This is a genomic window from Janibacter sp. DB-40, from assembly GCF_029510815.1.
In the GTDB taxonomy this organism is placed as follows: domain Bacteria; phylum Actinomycetota; class Actinomycetes; order Actinomycetales; family Dermatophilaceae; genus Janibacter.
The window spans coordinates 1,505,839-1,523,090 of the sequence record NZ_CP120360.1 but is presented as its reverse complement, the minus strand read 5'-3'; the positions used below and the strand labels follow the sequence as shown (position 1 = coordinate 1,523,090).

Sequence of the window (17,252 nt, the reverse complement as noted above, 5' to 3'; positions counted from 1 at the left end):
CTCCATCCATCTCGAACACCTGTTCGAACAACAGTAGACCGAGGGGCTGACACCGCGTCAAGCACGAGCCACGTAGGCTGGCTCCCGATGGCTCCGAGGAGCGCGGCAGACCGCCGTTCCTCCCCCCCTTCGCGACTGGAGACGACGTGCCGCACCCCCTGGACCGGGCCGACCTGCGTACGCGGGTCCAGACCCGTCTGGACGCCGAGCTCGACCGCTGGGTGGACGAGCTCGCCGAGATCGGCCCCGACGTCGCCGACCTCATCGGCCCCGTGCGCACCCTGCTCGAGGGCGGCAAGCGGCTGCGGGCCGGCTTCGCCTACTGGGGCTGGCGGGCCGCCGGGCAGCCCGACGACGAGGGTGCGATCACCCTCGCCGCCGCGATGGAGTTCTTCCAGGCCGCCGCCCTCATCCACGACGACGTCATGGACGACAGCGAGACCCGCCGCGGCAAACCGGCGATGCACCGCACGCTCGCGGCAGCCCACGGGGACCGCGGCTGGCACGGCGACGCGGACCGCTTCGGCACCGCGGGCGCGATCCTCGCCGGCAACCTCTGCCTGGGCTGGTGCGACGACCTCTTCACCGACTCCGGGCTGCCCGCCCGGTCCCTGACCGCCGCCCGGCCGACCTTCGAGAAGATGCGCGGCCAGCTCATGGCCGGGCAGTTCCTCGACATCGTCACCTCGATGCGTCCGTGGCACCTGCTCGACGACGCGGAGCGCATCGAGCGCTCACGCCACGTCATCCGCTACAAGAGCGCCCAGTACTCCGTCGAGCACCCGCTCCTCATCGGCGCCACGGCCGGCGGCGCCTCGGAGGCCGACCTGCGGGCACTCTCCCGCTACGGACTCGCCCTCGGCGAGGCCTTCCAGCTGCGTGACGACGTGCTCGGGGTCTTCGGCGACCCGGCCGCGACCGGCAAGCCGGCCGGGGACGACCTGCGCGAGGGCAAGCGCACCGTGCTCATCGCCCGGGCGCTCGCCGGGGCCGACGAGACCACGACGAGCCGGATCGAGACGTGGCTCGGCTCCCCCGACCTCGGCGAGACGGAGGTCGAGTCCTTCCGTGCGCTGCTCGTCGACACCGGTGCACTCGAGGGCGTCGAGACCGACATCACGAAGGGGGCGGACACCGCCCGCGCAGCACTGGCCGAGGCGTCCGGGCTGGCTCCCGACGCGCGCGAGCTGCTCGCCGAGCTGATCGACGTCACGACCGCGCGCAGCACCTAGTCACGGGTACCTCGCGCGGCCGGGCGTCAGAGGGCCTCTTCCATGGCCCGGCGACGCACCTCGGTCTTCGCCCCCTGACGGATGGCGCCGATCGGCGTGCCCCCGACCAAGCGGTCGTCACGGGCGAACATCCACTCGACGATCTCCTCGTCGCTGAAGCCGCCGTCCGAGAGCACGGTGAAGGTCCCGCGCAGCTCCGGCAGCGGCCCGTCCTCACCGATGAAGTCCGCCGGCACGGAGAGCACGTTGCGCTCGCCGCGACGCACCGCCACGAGGTCACCCTCCTTGAGCATCCGGCGCACCTCGGTGATGCGCACACCGAGCTGCTCGGCGATGTCGGGAAGCGTCAGCCACACGGGCTCGGACGGCGCTGACGGCTCGGTGGTGGAAGCATTCTCTGGCGTGTCGTTCACGCCGCACAGTCTGGCAGAGCGGGCGGCGGGAGCGGTTCCCGAACCCGCCGACTGCGTGAATCCGCGCACATCCCGCAATTTTTCGGTACCGTCGCCACTGCAACCACATACGTCACTTGGTTCACAGGTGCCACGCAGACGTCACGGCACCTCCCCTGACCGCACCACCGGGCGCCTCCCGACGCCCCCGACATCGGAGTCCCCCTTGGTCCTGCCGCTCTTCGTCCCCGTCCCGGCCACCCCCGTCGCCCCGGCGCTCGACCTGACTGCCGGAGCCACCGAGACCACCATCAGCGCCGAAGGATCCAAGCAGCACACGGTCCGCTCCGGCGAGACCGTCTACGGCATCGCCCAGCGCTACGGCGTCTCCCCCACCACGCTGCTCTCGCGCAACAACCTGCGTGGCAACGAGTTCATCCACCCCGGGCAGAAGCTCGCGGTGCCCCAGCGCTCCGACTCGACCGCGCGTGGGAGCGCAATGCCCTCGCGCTCCGGCTCCACCCGCACCTACACCGTGCGCAGCGGGGACACCCTCACCGGCATCGCCGCCCGCCACGACATGAGCCTGGACCGGTTGCGGTCGCTGAACGGCCTCGGTAACGGCTTCATCCACCCCGGCGAGAAGCTGCGCGTCAGCGGCACCCCGGCGAAGCCGGCCAAGCGGGCGACCAGCCGCCCGGCGGCGTCGTCCTCCTACACGGTCCGCTCCGGTGACACCCTCAGCGGCATCGCCGCCCGCCACGGCATGAGCATCACCCGCCTGGCCAAGCTCAACGACGTCCCCACCAGCAAGCACATCTACCCCGGTCAGACGCTGAAGGTCACCGGATCGGCGAAGGGCCCCACCCCGACGAAGGAGAACACCTTCTCCGGGCGCACCTACGCCGACTCGATCGTCGCCGCGGCCGACAGGAACCGCACGATCCTCGCCGGGCGCGCGGTACCCAGCCGCGCCGAGACCAGGGCGATCATCACCCGCATCGCCCGCCAGCACGGGGTCGACCCCTCGCTCGCGCTGGCGGTCTCCTACCTGGAGTCCGGCTGGAACCAGCGGCAGGTCTCCGTCGCCAACGCCGTCGGCACGATGCAGGTCATCCCGGCCTCCGGCGAGTGGACCTCGGCGCTGGCCGGCCGTGACCTCGACCTGCTCGACACCGAGGACAACGTCACTGCGGGAGTCCTCCTGCTGAAGGTCCTCACCCAGCAGGCCTCCTCGCCCGGGGACGCGATCGCCGGCTACTACCAGGGGCTCGCCTCGGTCGAGGCCAACGGCATGTACGACGACACCAAGCGGTACGTGGCCAACGTCAAGGCGCTGCGCACGCGCATGTGACGGAGGGCGAAGGGGGCGAACCTACACTTTGGGCGTGACCACGGCATCCCATCCCCTCGTCGGCGAGCTCGTCGACGGGCGGTACCGCGTGCTGCGGCACCTCGCCGACGGAGGCATGGCCACCGTCCTCCTCGCCACCGACACCCGTCTGGACCGGGAGGTGGCCCTGAAGGTCATGCGGCCCGACCTCGCCGCGGACCAGACCTTCGTCTCGCGGTTCCGCCGCGAGGCGCGCTCCGCCGCCCGGCTGAGCCACCCCAACGTCGTCCCGGTCCACGACCAGGGCGAGGACGACGGCCGGGTCTTCCTCGCGATGGAGTACGTCGAGGGACGCACCGTCCGCGAGCTCGTCGACGCCGAGGGTGCCCTGACGCCGCGGGCCGCCCTCGACATCATGGCCGCGGCCCTCACGGGCCTGACGGTCGCCCACGACGCCGGGTACATCCACCGCGACGTCAAGCCCGAGAACATCCTCATCGCCGACAACGGCCAGGTGAAGGTCGCCGACTTCGGGCTCGCCCGCGCCGTCACGTCGCAGACGACGACCGCCGATGACGGGGTCCTCTACGGCACGGTCGCCTATCTCTCCCCCGAGCAGGTCGAGCGCGGCATCGCCGACGCCCGCAGCGACGTCTACGCCGCCGGGCTCGTCCTCTTCGAGCTGCTCACGGGCACCCGGGCCATCGAGGGCGAGTCGCCGATCCACATCGCCTTCCAGCACGTCCACGGCGGGGTCCCGGCACCCTCGGAGCGGGACCCGGACCTGCCGGCGCCGCTGGACGCCCTCGTCGCCCTGGCGACGCACCGTGACCCCGACGAGCGGCCACGCGACGCTGGCGAGTACCTCGAGGCCCTCCGGGCGACCCGGGACGAGCTGACCCCGGAGCAGCTCGACCGCCGCCCCTCGACCGCCGCTGCCGCTGCCCGTGCCGGAGCCGCGACCCTGGCCCACCCCCGCCCGAGCCGCACGCGCGCCCTCGGCGCGACGGGCGCCGCCCGCACCCCCGACGCCACTGCCGCGGTGCCGGCCGCCGCGGGCGGGGAGGACCCCCTTCGTCATCACGACGTCGGGGTCGCGGCCTGCTCGCCGCCCTGCTCGTGCTGCTCCTGCTCGGCGGCGGCGTCGGCTACTGGTACGTGACCGCGGGTCCCGGGGCGACCGTCCTCGTGCCCGACGTCGCCGGCCAGACGCGCGACGAGGCGGCCACCACCCTGGGCGGTCACGACCTCGGGCTCACCGAGGAGAGCGCCTTCAGCGAGGAGGTGCCCCAGGGTGCGGCGATCACCTCCAACCCCCCGCCCGAGACCGAGCTGGCGAAGGGGGACGACGTCACCGTCGTCTTCTCCAAGGGTCCGGAGCGCTACGAGGTCCCGGAGCTCACCGGGAAGAGTCTCGACGCCGCGGAGGCGGCCCTCGCCGAGCGCAACCTCGCGCTCGGGGGCACCAGCGAGCAGTGGCACGAGTCGGTCGCGGCGGGCGAGGTCATCTCCACGGCGCCCGAGCCCGGGACCGAGCTCAAGCGGGACGAGCAGGTCGCCCTCGTCGTCTCGAAGGGCCCCGAACCGATCACCGTCCCGTCGGTCACCGGCCGCAGCGCCGCGGCCGCGGCCGCGGCGATCGAGGCGGCCGGCCTCGCGGTGGCCCGCGCGGACGACGTCTACTCCACCTCCGTGCCCGAGGGCTCCGTGGCCAGCCAGTCCCCCGCAGACGGCACCCTCACCCGCGGCGACACGGTCACGATCACCGTGTCCAAGGGACCGCAGATGGTCACCGTCCCCGAGGTCAAGGGCCTGAGTGAGGCACAGGCGACGCAGAAGCTCGAGGCGGCCGGCTTCTCGGTCAAGGTCGACAAGTTCTTCGGTGGCGTCCTCGACGAGGTCACCGCGACGCGCCCGTCGGGCGGCCAGAGCGTCGAGAAGGGCTCGACCGTGACGATCCTCGTCATCTGAGCACCAGGACGCCCCCTCCACCCGCACGGGCGAAGGGGGCGTGCGCAGGCCGCGTGCGAGGTGGCCTCAGCGGGCGCCGAGCATCTCGGCGGTGAGGAAGGCCAGCTCCAAGCTCTGCTGGTGGTTCAGCCGCGGGTCGCACACGCTCTCGTAGCGCTTGTTCAGGTCCTCGTCCAGGATCCGCTCGGCGCCACCGAGGCACTCGGTGACGTCGTTGCCCGTGAGCTCGATGTGCAGGCCGCCCGGGACCGTGCCCAGCGACCGGTGCACCTCGAAGAAGCCGCGGACCTCGTCCACGACGTGCTCGAAGTCGCGGGTCTTGAAGCCGGAGGCCGACTCGAAGGTGTTGCCGTGCATGGGGTCGCAGATCCAGGTGACGATCGCACCGGAGTCGCGCACCCTCTCGATGATCGGCGGCAGCGCCTCCCGGATCGTGTCGTGGCCCATCCGGGTGATGAAGGTCAGGCGGCCGGGCTCGCGCTCCGGGTCGAGCAGGTCGATGATCCGCAGCAGCTCGTCCGGGTCGGCCTTGTCCGAGACCTTCATCCCGATGGGGTTGCGGATCCGGCTGACGAAGTCCAGGTGGGCGTGGTCGAGCTGGCGGGTGCGCTCACCGACCCACAGGAAGTGGCCGGAGGTGTCGTAGAGGTCACCGGTGCGCGAGTCCACGCGGGTCATCGGACGCTCGTAGTCCAGCAGCAGCGCCTCGTGGGCGGACCAGAACTCGGTGGTCTTCATCGCGTCGAAGTCGACCCCGCAGGCCGCCATGAAGCGCATCGCCTTGTCGATCTCGCGGGCCAGGCCCTCGTACCGGCGGTTGGCCGCGTTGGAGACGAAGCCGACGTTCCAGTCGTGCACGTGCCGCAGGTCGGCGAAGCCACCCTGGGTGAAGGCCCGCACGAGGTTCAGCGTCGAGGCACTCGCGTGGTAGCCGTGCACGAGCCGCTGCGGGTCCGGGGTCCGCGACTCCTGCGTGAAGGCGAAGTCGTTGACCATGTCACCGCGGTAGGCCGGCAGGGTCACGCCGTCGCGGGTCTCGGTGTTCTTGCTGCGCGGCTTGGCGAACTGCCCGGCCATCCGGCCCATCTTGACCACCGGCATCCCGGCGCCGTAGGTGAGCACGGCGGCCATCTGCAGGACGGTCTTGATGCGGTCGCGGATGTTGTCGGCCGTCGCGTGGACGAAGGTCTCGGCGCAGTCACCGCCCTGGAGGACGAACGCCTCGCCCACCGAGGCCGCGGCCATCCGGTCGCGCAGGTCGTCGCACTCGCCGGCGAAGACGAGGGGCGGCAGCGTGCCGAGAGTGGCGACCGCGTCGTCGAGGGCCGCGCGGTCCGGCCACTCGGGCTGCTGGGCCGCCGGGAGGTCGACGGGCAGCGAGCGGTCGGTCGGAGCGGAGGTCGGCACTGCAGTGGTCACCATCCAAGGATAGGCACCTCGGCCCGAGCGGTGGACACCCGTCCACTCTGCGGAGCCCTCACGGCTCGCGGTCGGCCCCGTCCGGCACCCGATCCGGCTGGTCGAGGCCCCGGCTGATCGCGAACCGCGTCAGCTCGACGCGGTTGTGCAGGTGGAGCTTGCCCAGGATGTTCTGCACGTGGTTCTGCACCGTGCGGTGGGAGAGGACGAGGTCGGCGGCGATCTCCTTGGCCGTCATCCCCATCGCGACGTACCGCAGGATCTCGACCTCACGGTCGGTCAGCTCGGGGACACCGGCTTGGCCGGGTCGTTCGGTCGGGTCCTCCGCGTCCCGCGGTGCGGCCCTGGCGCGACTGCTCATCTCGCGGAACTCTCCGAGCACCAGGCCGGCGAGGCCGGGGGTGAAGACGGCCTCCCCCGCCCCGGTGGCGGTCACCGCGTCGCGGATCTCCGCCGGGGAGGCGGACTTGACGAGGTACCCGCTCGCGCCGGCCTTGACCGCCGCCAGGACGTCCTTCTCCTCGCCGCTGGCCGAGAGGACGAGCACCCGCGTCGGGAGGTCACCGATGGCACGGCAGACCTCGTCGCCACGCATGTGCGGCAGGTTGAGGTCGAGGACGAGGACCTCGGGCACGGTCGCACGGGTGCGCCGCACGGTCGACGGTCCGTCCGAAGCCGTGCCGACGACGACGAAGCCGGACTCCTCGAGGTCGCGCACGAGCGCGTCGCGCCACAGCGGGTGGTCGTCGGCGACGAGGACCGTCGGCGCGGTCGGGGCAGCGGTCATGGTGACGAGCCTGCCATGTGCTCGGCCGGCAGTGTGAGGGTCACCGTGGTCCCTCCTCCGGACGGGGACCGCCAGCTCGCGTCCCCTCCGAGGTCGACCATCCGGCCGCGGATGGAGCTGCTGGCGCCCAGCCGTCCCTCCGCAGCCGCCTCGACCAGGCGTCCGGGTGCGGTGCCGGTGCCGTTGTCCCGGATGACGACCTCGATGTGCTCGTCGTCGGCGTCCAGCAGCACCCAGGCACGGGCGTCGTCGCCGGCGTGCTGCTCGACGTTGTCCAGGGCGGCGACCACGGCCGCCTCGACCTCCCGCGCCGTCGCGGTGGGCAGGCGCACCTCGCCCGCGGGGAGGACGACCTCGACGCGTGCCGACCGCAACCGGCCCAGGGCCACGGCGAGATCGGTGCACTCGGCCGCCGGCGTGGCCGTCCCGGCCCTCGGCGGGACCGGGTCGAGGCGCGAGATCATCGTGCGCAGGGACCGCTCCTGGTCCGCGGCGAGCTCGGCGAGATCCACTCCGTCGCCACCCATGTCCCGGCCGCGCCGGTGGATCAGGGCGAGCGCCTGCAGGACGCCGTCGTGGACCTGGCGCCCGATCCGCTCGCGCTCGGCCAGTCGCTCGCTGGCTGCGATGGCCTGCTCGAGGCGCTGCTGGCTCTCCCGGGCCAGCTGCACGGCCAGACCGAGCAGCACACCGAGCAGGAGCAGCAGGACGATGTTGTGGTAGGTCAGCTGGCTGGGCTCGACGGCCTGGATGATGTTGGCCACCGAGATCACGAGCGCGGCGAGCAGGCCCCCGCGCACCCCGGCGAGCAGCGCACCGGCCATCACCGGGGAGGCGGCCCACACCCCGGGGACGGTGGAGATCCCGTCGGCGACCGACACGGGGTCGTAGACCTCGCTGGTGAGGAAGATGCCGACGCACGCGATGAGCAGCTCGACGCCGATCGCGAGCACGGTGGGTCGTCGCAGCAGCGGTGCGATGACCGACCAGGCCAGGGCGAGGACGCCGTAGGCGATGATCGGCCACCACAGGACGACGTGCTCACGGTGGACGACGACGAGGACGCCGGCGTAGATGATCGCCAGGAAGCGGTAGAGCGCGAGGCCACGCCCCCCGGCGCTGTCGATGAGTGGTGAGGGGTGGTAGCGCCGCGGCGCGGCACCGCCCCACGGTCCGACGGTCACGGCTAGAGCCCGTTCCGGCTCTCCTGCGACCAGGGGTTGACCTCGTCGGGGTCGTCGTCGCCGAGTGCCTCCTCGAGCTCCGGGGCGGCCCGTCCCGGTCGGGCGGCCTCCTGCAGCTCGCGGGCGCGGCGCTTGGCCCTGGTGACCAGGCGCTCCTTCATCGACGTGGCGTACATGTCGACGTACTCCTGCTGGGACAGCTGCATCAGCTCGTACATGATCTCGTCGGTGACGGAGCGCAGCACGAAGCGGTCGCCCTCCATCCCCTCGTAGCGCGAGAAGTCGAGCGGTCGGCCGATCCTGACCCCGATCCGCCGGATGTTGGGGATGATCTGACCGGTGGGCTGGGCCTTGTCGGTGTCGATCATGGCCACCGGGATCACCGGGACGCCTGCGGTGAGCGCCATGCGGGCGACGCCGGTGCGACCGCGGTAGAGGCGGGAGTCGGGCGAGCGGGTCCCCTCCGGGTAGAGCCCCAGGAGCTCGCCGCCCTCGAGGACCTTCAGGCCGGCGTTGAGCGCGGCCTCGCTCGCCTTGCCGCCGCTGCGGTCGATGGGCAGCTGGCCGGCGCCGCGGAAGAAGGCCGCGGTGAGGCGTCCCTTGACGCCCTTGCCGGTGAAGTAGTCGGCCTTGGCCAGGAAGGTGAGGCGACGGTCGAGGACGAGCGGGAGGAAGATCGAGTCGGAGAAGGACAGGTGGTTGCTGGCCAGGATGGCCGCGCCCTCGTCGGGGACGTGCTCCAGGCCCTCGACCCGCGGTCGGAACAACAGCTTGAGCACGGGTCCGACGAGGACCATCTTGAGCATCCAATAGAACACCTGGCACCTCCTTCTGATCGCACCGAACTCTACGACACGTCAGGGCGTGCAAGACTGGTTGCAGCGCACCACGACGTCACGGATTGGCGGAAGAAGCAGATGGCGGAGCGACAGCACCCCGAGGAACGGGATGTGGACGCGATCTTCGAGTCGATCGTCGCCCGGTGGGACGAGACTCCCCCGGAGGAATCGGCCACCGGCACCACGTCCGGTCCCGAGGGGCCGAGCGAGACGCCTGCCACGCCGCCTCGCCGCCAGTCGACCGGTGACGTCCGGCTCCCCCGCCCCCGGGACGACGGGGGCCGACCCAGTCCACCGGGGACGTCGACGTCCCCATGCCCGGTCGGGGCGGGCGGCCGCGCGAGGAGCCGCCCGCCGAGCCGGTCCCGTGGCGCACCGACCCGACGAACTCGGTCGCGGACGCGCTCATGGCCGGCGACGACGGCTTCCTGGGGGACGCCGACGACGAGGAGGGCTACACGCCACCCCCGCCGGCGCCGCTGCCCCCACTGGGTGACCGCTTGTTCTGGGGGGCCGTGGTCGGCCTCGTCCTCGGCCCGCTCGGGTTGCTGTGGATGCTGCTGACGCGCTCGGGCGGCTTCTGGTCCACGATGCTCGTCTTCGCCCTGATCCTCGGGGGCTTCGCGTGCATCGTGCTGCGCCAGCCCACGAGGCGCGGCTACGACCCCGACGACGGCGCCCGGGTCTGACCGTTGACCGGAGGCCGGGCGAAGTCGCTCAGGCCTCCTCGGCCCCCAGCGTCGCGGCGCCGATGAGCCCGGCGTCGGGACCGAAGCGGGCCGTGACGATCCGTGCCGCCGGTCGGTAGCCCCGCCCGGCCAGCTGGCGGGCGAAGGTGTCGCGCGCGGGTCCGAGCAGCAGGTCCTCGGCAGCGCTCACTCCCCCGCCGACGATGAAGACCTCCGGGTCCAGTGCCGCGGCGAGGTCGGCGATGCCGACGCCGAGCCAGTGGCCGATCTCCGCGAGCAGCTCGACGGCCGTCGCGTCCCCCTCCTTGGCCGCATCGGTGATCCGTGGCCCGGTCAGGTCCTCGACGTCGCCGCCGACGTGGGCGATGAGATCGGCCGCCATCGGGGAGTTGGCCATCGCCATGCCCCGGGCCTCGCGCACGAGTGCGTTGCCGGAGGAGTACTGCTCCCAGCACCCGCGGTTGCCGCACTCGCACCGCTGGCCACCCGGCACGACCTGCATGTGTCCGAACTCCCCCGCGATCCCGTAGCGTCCGCGGACCAGGTTGCCGCCGACGAGGAGGGCGCCACCGATGCCGGTGCCCAGGGTGATCATCACGGCGTGCGTGGCCCCGCGCGCGGCGCCGAACCGGTGCTCGGCCCACAGCGCCGCGTTGGCGTCGTTCTCGACGACGATCGGCAGGTCGATGCGCTTGCCGAGGGACTCTCGCAGCGGCTCGTTGCGCCACGACAGGTGGGGTGCGAAGACCACGGTCGCCCGGTCGGCGGCCACGAACCCGGCGGCACCGACACCGACCGTGGCCGGCCGCTCGAGGTCGGCCTCCTCGGCGAGCACCAGCAGCTCCTCGAAGACCTCGACGATGGTGTCCTCGACGACGCGGGGGGCGTTGGAACGGTCGGGGGTGTCGCGCCGGGTGCGCACGAGGATCCGTCCGTCGTCGTCGAGGACCCCGCCGGAGACCTTCGTCCCGCCGATGTCGATGCCGATGCGCGTGCTCATGTGGTGATCTCCCGGGCGAGGGTGGCTGCGCCGACGAGCCCGGCGTCGTTGCCGAGTGTGGCGACCACGATGGTCGGCGACGGACGGTGGCCGCGGCCGATGAGGTGTGCGGCGAAGGCCTCCCGGGCCGGGTCGACGAGCAGGTCGCCGGCGTCGGCGACCCCTCCGCCGATGACCACGACGGCCGGGTCGACGACGGCGCACACCGAGGCCAGACCCTCGCCCAGGCGGGTGCCGAGCCGGGTGAGGAGGGCGACCGCGCCCTCGTCCCCGTCCCGGGCCAGCTCGGTCACGTCCTGGCCGGTGAGCTCCTCGGGGGCGTCGCCGCACCGCTCGCGCAGGCCCGCCCCCTTCGCCTCGCCGGACGAGACGAGCTCGCGGGCGTAACGCTCCAGTGCGGTGCCGGAGGCGTAGACCTCGAGGCACCCGTGGTTGCCGCAGCCGCAGCGCGGGCCGTGGGGGTCCATGGTGACGTGCCCGATCTCGCCGCCGATGCCGAAGGCACCCCGCAGGAGCCGGTCGTCGATGATGCACCCACCGCCGACCCCGGTGCCGACGGTGGCCAGCAGCATGTCGTCGCAGTCGATGCCGGAGCCGAAGCGGTACTCGCCCCAGGCCGCGGCGTTGGCGTCGTTCTCGAGGACCACGTCGTGGCCGGTCCGCCGGCGGACCTCGCCGGCGACGTCGAGGTCGCGCAGGGGCAGGTTGGGCGAGAACCACAGGCGGCCGGCCCGACCGTCGACCATGCCGGCGCAGGCCATGCCGACACCCGAGACCTCACCCCCGGCTCCGGCCACGAGCGTCGTGACCAGCTCGGCGGTGGCATCGAGGATCTGCGACGTCCCCTCCCGCGGCGTGGGCAGCTGCTCCCGGTGGGTGATCCGGCCCTCGGCGTCGACGAGTGCCCCCGCGATCTTGGTGCCCCCGATGTCGATCCCGACCGCTGGTGCCCGACTCATCGCCTCATCACGCCTCGCTCGCGGGGTGCAGGTCCGTGGTGGCCTCGTCGTCGTGCACGGTGATGCGCACACCCGCGGAGCGTCGCGGCTCGTGGTGGGGCGGGTCACCGAAGTCGACTCCCAGCGCGTCCGCGATGGTGTCGCTGCCGAAGGTGGCCCGCGTCAGGGCCTCCGCGAGCATGCTCGCCCCGGTCATCGCCCGTCGGGCGGTGGCCCCGTCGACGCGGCGCAGGTCCTCGCCGAGCCCGTCCAGGTCGACCTCCGAGAGGACCTGCAGGAGCTGGACGACGACGTCGTGGGGTTGTGAGTGCTCATCCACGGGGCCACACCCTCTCATCCGGGGTCATGGTGAGCGTGAGCACGCCCCCGGCGACACCGGCGCGCTCGACCTCGCACCGGCGCAGCACCGACGGCAGCAGCAGACGGCGGGTGCGCCCGGCGCACCCCAGGACGAGCTCGTCCTCGTGCCGCACGAGGTCCAGGTCGGCGGCCCGCACTCCCGGCAGCTCGATGTGCAGCAACCACTCCCGGCCGCGGCGCTCGACCGGCGGCAGGTCCGTGCTCGGTGGGACCGGCAGGTGCTCCACGCCCGGCCCCTCGACGGGGTGGACGGCGGTGAGCGTGCGGCCCATGAGCGCGAGCAGCACCTCCGCGTCAGCACGACGGACTGACCCGACCGGCCCGTCCGGGGCCGCGAGGTGGATGGCGGTCTGCCCGGGGTCGGCCAGCGCGCTGTCGAGCCGATCTAGCAGGTCGGCGCCCTCGCGCAGGGCGGCCAGGACGGGGGGCTCCGGGGAGGGCAGGGCACCGACCCCCTCGGGGGCGACGAGCACCTCCCAGCGGGCGACCACCGGCACGAAGGCCGCGAAGGCACGGGCCACCCGCTGCGGCAGGTCGAGCAGGCGGGAGACCTCGATGTCGACCTCGGTGAGGAGCTCGTGGCCGTCGGCCGCGGCCTGCTCCAGGGATCGGGCCAGGTGCAGCAGGCCCGGCAGCTCCCCGGGCAGCAACCGGGCGACCAGGTCGGCGACCACGGGGGACGGCAGGTCGAGGGCGGCGAGCAGGCGGTCCAGGTGGTGCTCGATGGCCTCGAGCACGGGATCGTGGCCGTCCGAGCCCCGGCTGCGGACGAGGGGGCGAAGGGCGGTCGCTGCGGCGATGCGGTCCGTCACCGTGGCGGCATGCTCGCCCCCACCGACGACGAGGTGTGCACGCACGGGAGGATCAGGCCTCGGCGCGCTTCTTGAGGTCACGCAGCGCCGAGTCGACGATGACCTTCTCCGCCTTGCGCTTGAGCATGCCCAGCATCGGCACCCTGACGTCGACAGTCAGCTCGTAGACGACTTCGGTCCCCCCGTCGGGCGTCGAGGCGAGGGTGTAGGACCCGTCCATCGCCTTCAGGACGGTGGCGTCCACGAGGTTCCACGAGGCGACACCCTGGCCGTCCTCCCCGACCTCCCAGACGTACTTGAGGGTGTAGGTGTCCTTGATCGGGCCCGCGTCCAGGCCGAACCGTGCCTGGTCGGGCCAGCCGTCCCCGTCCTCGGTGAGGATCTCGACGGACGAGAACTCGGTGATCCACTCGGGGTAGGCCTCGAGGTCGGCGATGATGTCGAGCACGTCCCCGGCGGGCGCGTCGACGACGATGCTGGAGCGGGTGCTGTCGGCCATGGCGGGAGACTATCGCGTACGGCCCTCGAGCCGGTCCTTGATCTCGTGCACGCCGTTCTTCCACCGCCGGCGGTGCTGCTGCTCCCAGCGGCGGCGTCCCGACTGCTGCTGCCCGCGGACGAAGTGGTGCACGATCGTGCCGCCCGGCACCTCCTCCAACCAGATCTCCATGCGGCCGGTGACCTCCCCCCGAGCCCACCAGCGCACCCCCTTCGGCCCCCTGTCCTGCGCGACCTCACGCTGCAACCCCGGCCAGAGCCGGTCGAGCACGCCCGGCTCGTCCAGCGCCGCCCGCACCGCACGCGGCTCGGCGCGCACGAAGGTCTCGTCGACGACGTCGATGACGGGTGCGCTCCTGGGGCGCATGGCGGGCTCCTGCAGCGATCGGGGACGAGGGGGCGGGGGTGAGCGAACGGGTCGGGGACCGTGCCCACGCTATGGCCTCCGTCACCGCCCGCGCGCCTGACCCGGCCGACGGCTCGGCGGTAGGCTCGCTGTCGATCCCAGCAACCCAGGCACGGCCGGTCCGGCGAACGAAGGAGAACTCGTGAACGACAGCACGATGCCTCGACTCATCGAAGGCAACCCCACCGACTCCCTGGCGGACCTGCCGGGCCGGAACGCGGCGAAGGAGCCGCAGCGAGTCTCCTTCACCGTCAAGGAGCAGGGCGCCTGGCGGGACGTGACCGCCGCACAGTTCGCCAACGACGTGCGCGGCCTGGCGAAGGGCCTCATCGCCGCCGGGCTCGAGACCGGCGACCGACTCGCCATCATGGCCCGCACCCGCTACGAGTGGACCCTGCTGGACTTCGCGGCGTGGGCCGCCGGTGGCGTCCCCGTGCCGATCTACGAGACGAGCTCGGCCGAGCAGGTCGAGTGGATCGTCAAGGACTCCGGCACGCGCTTCGTCGTCGTCGAGACGACCGCCCACGAGAGCGTGGCAGCGGAGGCCCGCGGCAACCTCGATCACGTCAAGGAGCTGTGGGTCATCGACAAGGGAGACCTCGACCAGCTCGTCGAGGCCGGCTCGACCATCAGCGACGAGGACCTCGAGGCCCGGATCGCCGGTCAGCAGCGCGACTCGCTCGCGACGATCATCTACACCTCGGGGACGACCGGTCGCCCGAAGGGCTGCGAGCTGACGCACGACAACTTCCTCGGCCTCGCGGAGAACACCGTCGCCAAGCTCGGCGACGTCCTGGACAAGGACGAGGCGTCCACGCTGCTCTTCCTGCCGCTCGCGCACGTCTTCGCCCGCTTCATCGAGGTCCTTGCCGTCACGGCGAACCGCCGGATGGGCCACAGCGCCGACATCGCCAACATCCTCGACGACTTCCAGTCCTTCAAGCCCACCTTCATCCTCGCCGTGCCCCGCGTGTTCGAGAAGATCTTCAACAAGGCCAACGAGCAGGCCACCGCCGACGGCAAGGGCACGATCTTCGCCAAGGCCGCCGACACCGCCATCGCGTGGTCCGAGGGCCAGGACACCGGCTCGGTGCCGCTGAAGGTGAAGCTCCTGCACGGCGTCTTCGACAAGCTCGTCTACAGCAAGTTGCGCGCGAAGATGGGCAACAAGGTCGAGTACGCCGTCTCCGGAGGGGCGCCCCTCGGCACGCGTCTGGGCCACTTCTTCCGCGGCATCGGCGTGACCGTCCTCGAGGGGTACGGCCTGACCGAGACCACGGCGCCGGCGACGGTCAACATCCCGGAGAAGGTGAAGATCGGCACCGTCGGCCCGCCCCTGCCGGGCGTCTCGATCAAGGTCGCCGACGACGGCGAGGTCATGATCAAGGGGCTGAACGTCCTGCGTGGCTACCACGACAACGAGGAGGCGACCCTCGAGGCGCTCCGGGACGGCTGGTTCCGCACCGGCGACCTCGGTGAGCTCGACGAGGACGGCTACCTGAAGATCACCGGTCGCAAGAAGGAGATCCTCGTGACCGCCGGCGGCAAGAACGTCGCCCCCGCCGTGCTCGAGGACCGTCTCAAGGCGCACCCGATCATCAGCCAGTGCCTCGTGGTCGGTGACGGCAAGCCCTTCATCGCCGCGCTGGTCACCCTCGACGAGGAGATGCTGCCGGGATGGGCCGCCAACCACGGCCTCGGGAACATCACCGTGGAGCAGGCCCGCACCAACGAGACGGTGCTCGCCGAGATCCAGGGCGCGGTCGACGAGGCCAACAAGGCCGTCTCCAAGGCGGAGTCGATCCGCAAGTTCTCCGTCCTCAGCGAGGACTTCACCGAGGAGAACGGCACCCTCACCCCGTCCATGAAGCTCAAGCGCAACGTCATCATGCGCGACTTCGAAGAAGAGGTGGAGAGCCTCTACGGCAACTGACCCGACCGGTCAGGTCACCCCGCGCGGTTGGCCCCACCGGCCAGCACGTCGTACTCCGACCAGGGCTCGCGCTGTGCGCGGGCCCTGGTCGCGTTCTCCGCGCTGACCAGGCCGCTGGCGACCAGCCGTGAGACGACCTCGCGCTCACGACGGTCCAGCGGCAGGTCCGCCGCGCTCGGGTCCTCGAGGGCGACCGGTGACTGCAGCGCGGTCACCATGCACTCGGCACACCCCACGTCCTGCACCGGACACGTGGCGCAGTCGATCGTCAGGGACGCTCCTGCTCGACGGCTCATGTCCGTCACCTCCTCCTGGTCACCGGGGCGATCCCGGCAGGAACCACGCTAGGAGGGGCCACCGACAACGCAGCCTCGTGCCGACCCCGGCGTCAGCACCACTCGAGCCGGCGCCCGTGCCCGTGGGCCCACGCGACGGCCTGCCCGTCCAGGGCGAGGCAGAACGTGGCCCGCTCGGACTCCGCGCACCGGGCGGTCGCGCTCACCCCGGGCAGCACGTCGGACCCCTCGTTGCTGATCCAGTGCGCCGCACCCCCGTCGGCGCGCACCCGCTCGAGCGCTGCGGTGACCACCTGCGGCCAGTCCCGTCGCCCCCCTTCGTCGAGGTAGGCGATGACCGCGGTGTGGAAGACGACGACCGTCGCGCCCGGCGCAGCGGTCCGCGCCCGCCCGATCGCCTCGTCGAGCGAGGTGCGCAGGTCACCGGCGAGCACGTCGACGGCGACGTCGGCGACCTGCTCGCACGCCGCCGACAACCGCTGCCTGCGGTCCTCGTGCTCGGGCCACACGAGCGTCTCCAGCCATGCGGCGTTGTCGTCGGCGGCCAGGTCGAGCGGGTTGAGGTCCACCCCACCGCGGTGGACCACGACGGGGGGCGAAGGGGGGATCGGCACCGGGCCGGTGATCGTGCAGTCCAGGACGACCGGCGACGGACCCCCGACCGGGTCGATGCGGGCGACCTCCGCGCCCCCGTCGTCGAGGTAGCGGTAGGACCACCGGTCCGGGTGGAGGCACAGGCCGGCGCTCGCGCCGACCTCGACGAGGGCGAGCGGCCCCGGCAGACCGCACAGCAGCGGCAGGAGCGACGCGGAGCGGCCGACCTCGTTGGTCTGGGTCGCTCGGGCGAGGATCGTCTCGCGCACCCGGGGCCACCTCGTGAGCAGGACGTCCCGCAACCCGCCGACGTCGTCGTAGCGCGAGGGCGTGACCGCACCGTGCCACCGCGCCGCGGCGAAGACGAGGTTGGGCTGGCGCTTGGCCGTCGGCAGCTGCCCCAGCAGCGCGAGCACCTCGGGGTCCTGCGCCACCCCGGCCGCCCACTGCGCGAAGGTGGCGGACTCCCCCTTCGCCTCGTGCTCCGCGAAGTGGGCGTAGAAGCCGGCGACGTCGCCGAGCTCGTCCATCGTGCGCATGCGGTCAGG

At 72.4% G+C, this 17,252-nt stretch carries 19 protein-coding genes; 6 read left to right on the top strand and 13 right to left on the bottom strand.

Annotated elements, in window-relative coordinates:
• Positions 1–146 precede the first annotated feature (146 nt).
• Entirely contained in the window at positions 147–1,232 is a 1,086-nt protein-coding gene (locus PVE36_RS07165; protein WP_277455550.1) for a polyprenyl synthetase family protein, read from the top strand.
• 26 nt (positions 1,233–1,258) lie between these two features.
• Here PVE36_RS07165 and PVE36_RS07160 read toward each other — a convergent pair whose 3' ends face one another.
• Positions 1,259–1,645, bottom strand: a complete 387-nt coding sequence (locus PVE36_RS07160) for an Rv2175c family DNA-binding protein (RefSeq protein ID WP_277455548.1) — start codon at positions 1,643–1,645, stop codon at positions 1,259–1,261.
• A 205-nt stretch (positions 1,646–1,850) separates the two neighbouring features.
• Between PVE36_RS07160 and PVE36_RS07155 the strand changes: the two genes are divergently transcribed.
• Genes PVE36_RS07155 through PVE36_RS07145 form a run of 3 tightly spaced genes read left to right on the top strand, consistent with a single transcriptional unit; the run spans position 1,851 to position 4,928 of the window.
• Entirely contained in the window at positions 1,851–2,978 is a 1,128-nt protein-coding gene (locus tag PVE36_RS07155) for a LysM peptidoglycan-binding domain-containing protein (RefSeq protein ID WP_277455546.1), read from the top strand.
• Between the two features lie 34 nt (positions 2,979–3,012).
• On the top strand, positions 3,013–4,119 hold the full coding sequence (locus PVE36_RS07150; protein WP_277455545.1) for a protein kinase: 1,107 nt from the start codon (positions 3,013–3,015) through the stop codon (positions 4,117–4,119).
• Positions 4,077–4,928 carry a Stk1 family PASTA domain-containing Ser/Thr kinase gene (locus PVE36_RS07145; RefSeq protein ID WP_277455542.1) on the top strand — a complete coding sequence of 284 codons (852 nt, stop codon included), beginning with the start codon at positions 4,077–4,079 and terminating at the stop codon, positions 4,926–4,928. The genes PVE36_RS07150 and PVE36_RS07145 overlap by 43 nt, the downstream gene beginning before the upstream one ends.
• A 66-nt stretch (positions 4,929–4,994) precedes the next feature.
• Here the strand turns inward: PVE36_RS07145 and PVE36_RS07140 are convergent, their stop codons facing one another.
• Genes PVE36_RS07140 through PVE36_RS07125 form a run of 4 tightly spaced genes read right to left on the bottom strand, consistent with a single transcriptional unit; the run spans position 4,995 to position 9,136 of the window.
• The gene (locus PVE36_RS07140) at positions 4,995–6,347 is read right to left on the bottom strand and encodes a 3-deoxy-7-phosphoheptulonate synthase class II (RefSeq protein ID WP_277455541.1); all 1,353 of its coding nucleotides are present in this window, start codon (positions 6,345–6,347) and stop codon (positions 4,995–4,997) included.
• 58 nt (positions 6,348–6,405) lie between these two features.
• Positions 6,406–7,134, bottom strand: a complete 729-nt coding sequence (locus PVE36_RS07135) for a response regulator transcription factor (protein WP_277455540.1) — start codon at positions 7,132–7,134, stop codon at positions 6,406–6,408.
• On the bottom strand, positions 7,131–8,318 hold the full coding sequence (locus PVE36_RS07130; RefSeq protein ID WP_277455539.1) for a DUF5931 domain-containing protein: 1,188 nt from the start codon (positions 8,316–8,318) through the stop codon (positions 7,131–7,133). The genes PVE36_RS07135 and PVE36_RS07130 overlap by 4 nt, the downstream gene beginning before the upstream one ends.
• Before the next feature lie 2 nt (positions 8,319–8,320).
• Positions 8,321–9,136 carry a lysophospholipid acyltransferase family protein gene (locus PVE36_RS07125; RefSeq protein WP_277455538.1) on the bottom strand — a complete coding sequence of 272 codons (816 nt, stop codon included), beginning with the start codon at positions 9,134–9,136 and terminating at the stop codon, positions 8,321–8,323.
• Between the two features lie 335 nt (positions 9,137–9,471).
• Between PVE36_RS07125 and PVE36_RS07120 the strand changes: the two genes are divergently transcribed.
• Entirely contained in the window at positions 9,472–9,846 is a 375-nt protein-coding gene (locus tag PVE36_RS07120) for a hypothetical protein (RefSeq protein ID WP_277455537.1), read from the top strand.
• 28 nt (positions 9,847–9,874) lie between these two features.
• Here the strand turns inward: PVE36_RS07120 and PVE36_RS07115 are convergent, their stop codons facing one another.
• From PVE36_RS07115 to PVE36_RS07090, 6 genes are read right to left on the bottom strand one after another with little or no spacing between them, the layout of a single operon-like run.
• The gene (locus PVE36_RS07115) at positions 9,875–10,846 is read right to left on the bottom strand and encodes an ROK family glucokinase (protein ID WP_277455536.1); all 972 of its coding nucleotides are present in this window, start codon (positions 10,844–10,846) and stop codon (positions 9,875–9,877) included.
• The gene (locus PVE36_RS07110) at positions 10,843–11,805 is read right to left on the bottom strand and encodes an ROK family protein (protein WP_277455534.1); all 963 of its coding nucleotides are present in this window, start codon (positions 11,803–11,805) and stop codon (positions 10,843–10,845) included. Before PVE36_RS07110 ends, PVE36_RS07115 begins: the two co-directional genes overlap by 4 nt.
• Before the next feature lie 7 nt (positions 11,806–11,812).
• Positions 11,813–12,124, bottom strand: coding sequence for a hypothetical protein (locus PVE36_RS07105; RefSeq protein WP_277455533.1), 312 nt, complete (start codon positions 12,122–12,124; stop codon positions 11,813–11,815).
• Complete coding sequence (locus PVE36_RS07100) at positions 12,117–13,022, bottom strand: hypothetical protein (RefSeq protein ID WP_277455532.1); 906 nt, start codon at positions 13,020–13,022, stop codon at positions 12,117–12,119. The genes PVE36_RS07105 and PVE36_RS07100 overlap by 8 nt, the downstream gene beginning before the upstream one ends.
• Before the next feature lie 7 nt (positions 13,023–13,029).
• Positions 13,030–13,476 carry an SRPBCC family protein gene (locus PVE36_RS07095; RefSeq protein ID WP_277455531.1) on the bottom strand — a complete coding sequence of 149 codons (447 nt, stop codon included), beginning with the start codon at positions 13,474–13,476 and terminating at the stop codon, positions 13,030–13,032.
• Positions 13,477–13,485: 9 nt separating this feature from the next.
• Complete coding sequence (locus PVE36_RS07090; protein WP_277455530.1) at positions 13,486–13,842, bottom strand: hypothetical protein; 357 nt, start codon at positions 13,840–13,842, stop codon at positions 13,486–13,488.
• Positions 13,843–14,023: 181 nt separating this feature from the next.
• On the opposite strand from PVE36_RS07090, the gene PVE36_RS07085 reads away from it, so the two are divergent.
• Positions 14,024–15,814, top strand: a complete 1,791-nt coding sequence (locus PVE36_RS07085; RefSeq protein WP_277455529.1) for a long-chain fatty acid--CoA ligase — start codon at positions 14,024–14,026, stop codon at positions 15,812–15,814.
• Positions 15,815–15,828: 14 nt separating this feature from the next.
• Here PVE36_RS07085 and PVE36_RS07080 read toward each other — a convergent pair whose 3' ends face one another.
• Both PVE36_RS07080 and PVE36_RS07075 read right to left on the bottom strand, forming a co-directional pair.
• Complete coding sequence (locus tag PVE36_RS07080; protein ID WP_277455527.1) at positions 15,829–16,110, bottom strand: hypothetical protein; 282 nt, start codon at positions 16,108–16,110, stop codon at positions 15,829–15,831.
• 92 nt (positions 16,111–16,202) lie between these two features.
• On the bottom strand, positions 16,203–17,243 hold the full coding sequence (locus PVE36_RS07075; protein ID WP_277455526.1) for a DUF2332 domain-containing protein: 1,041 nt from the start codon (positions 17,241–17,243) through the stop codon (positions 16,203–16,205).
• Between the last annotated feature and the right edge of the window lie 9 nt (positions 17,244–17,252).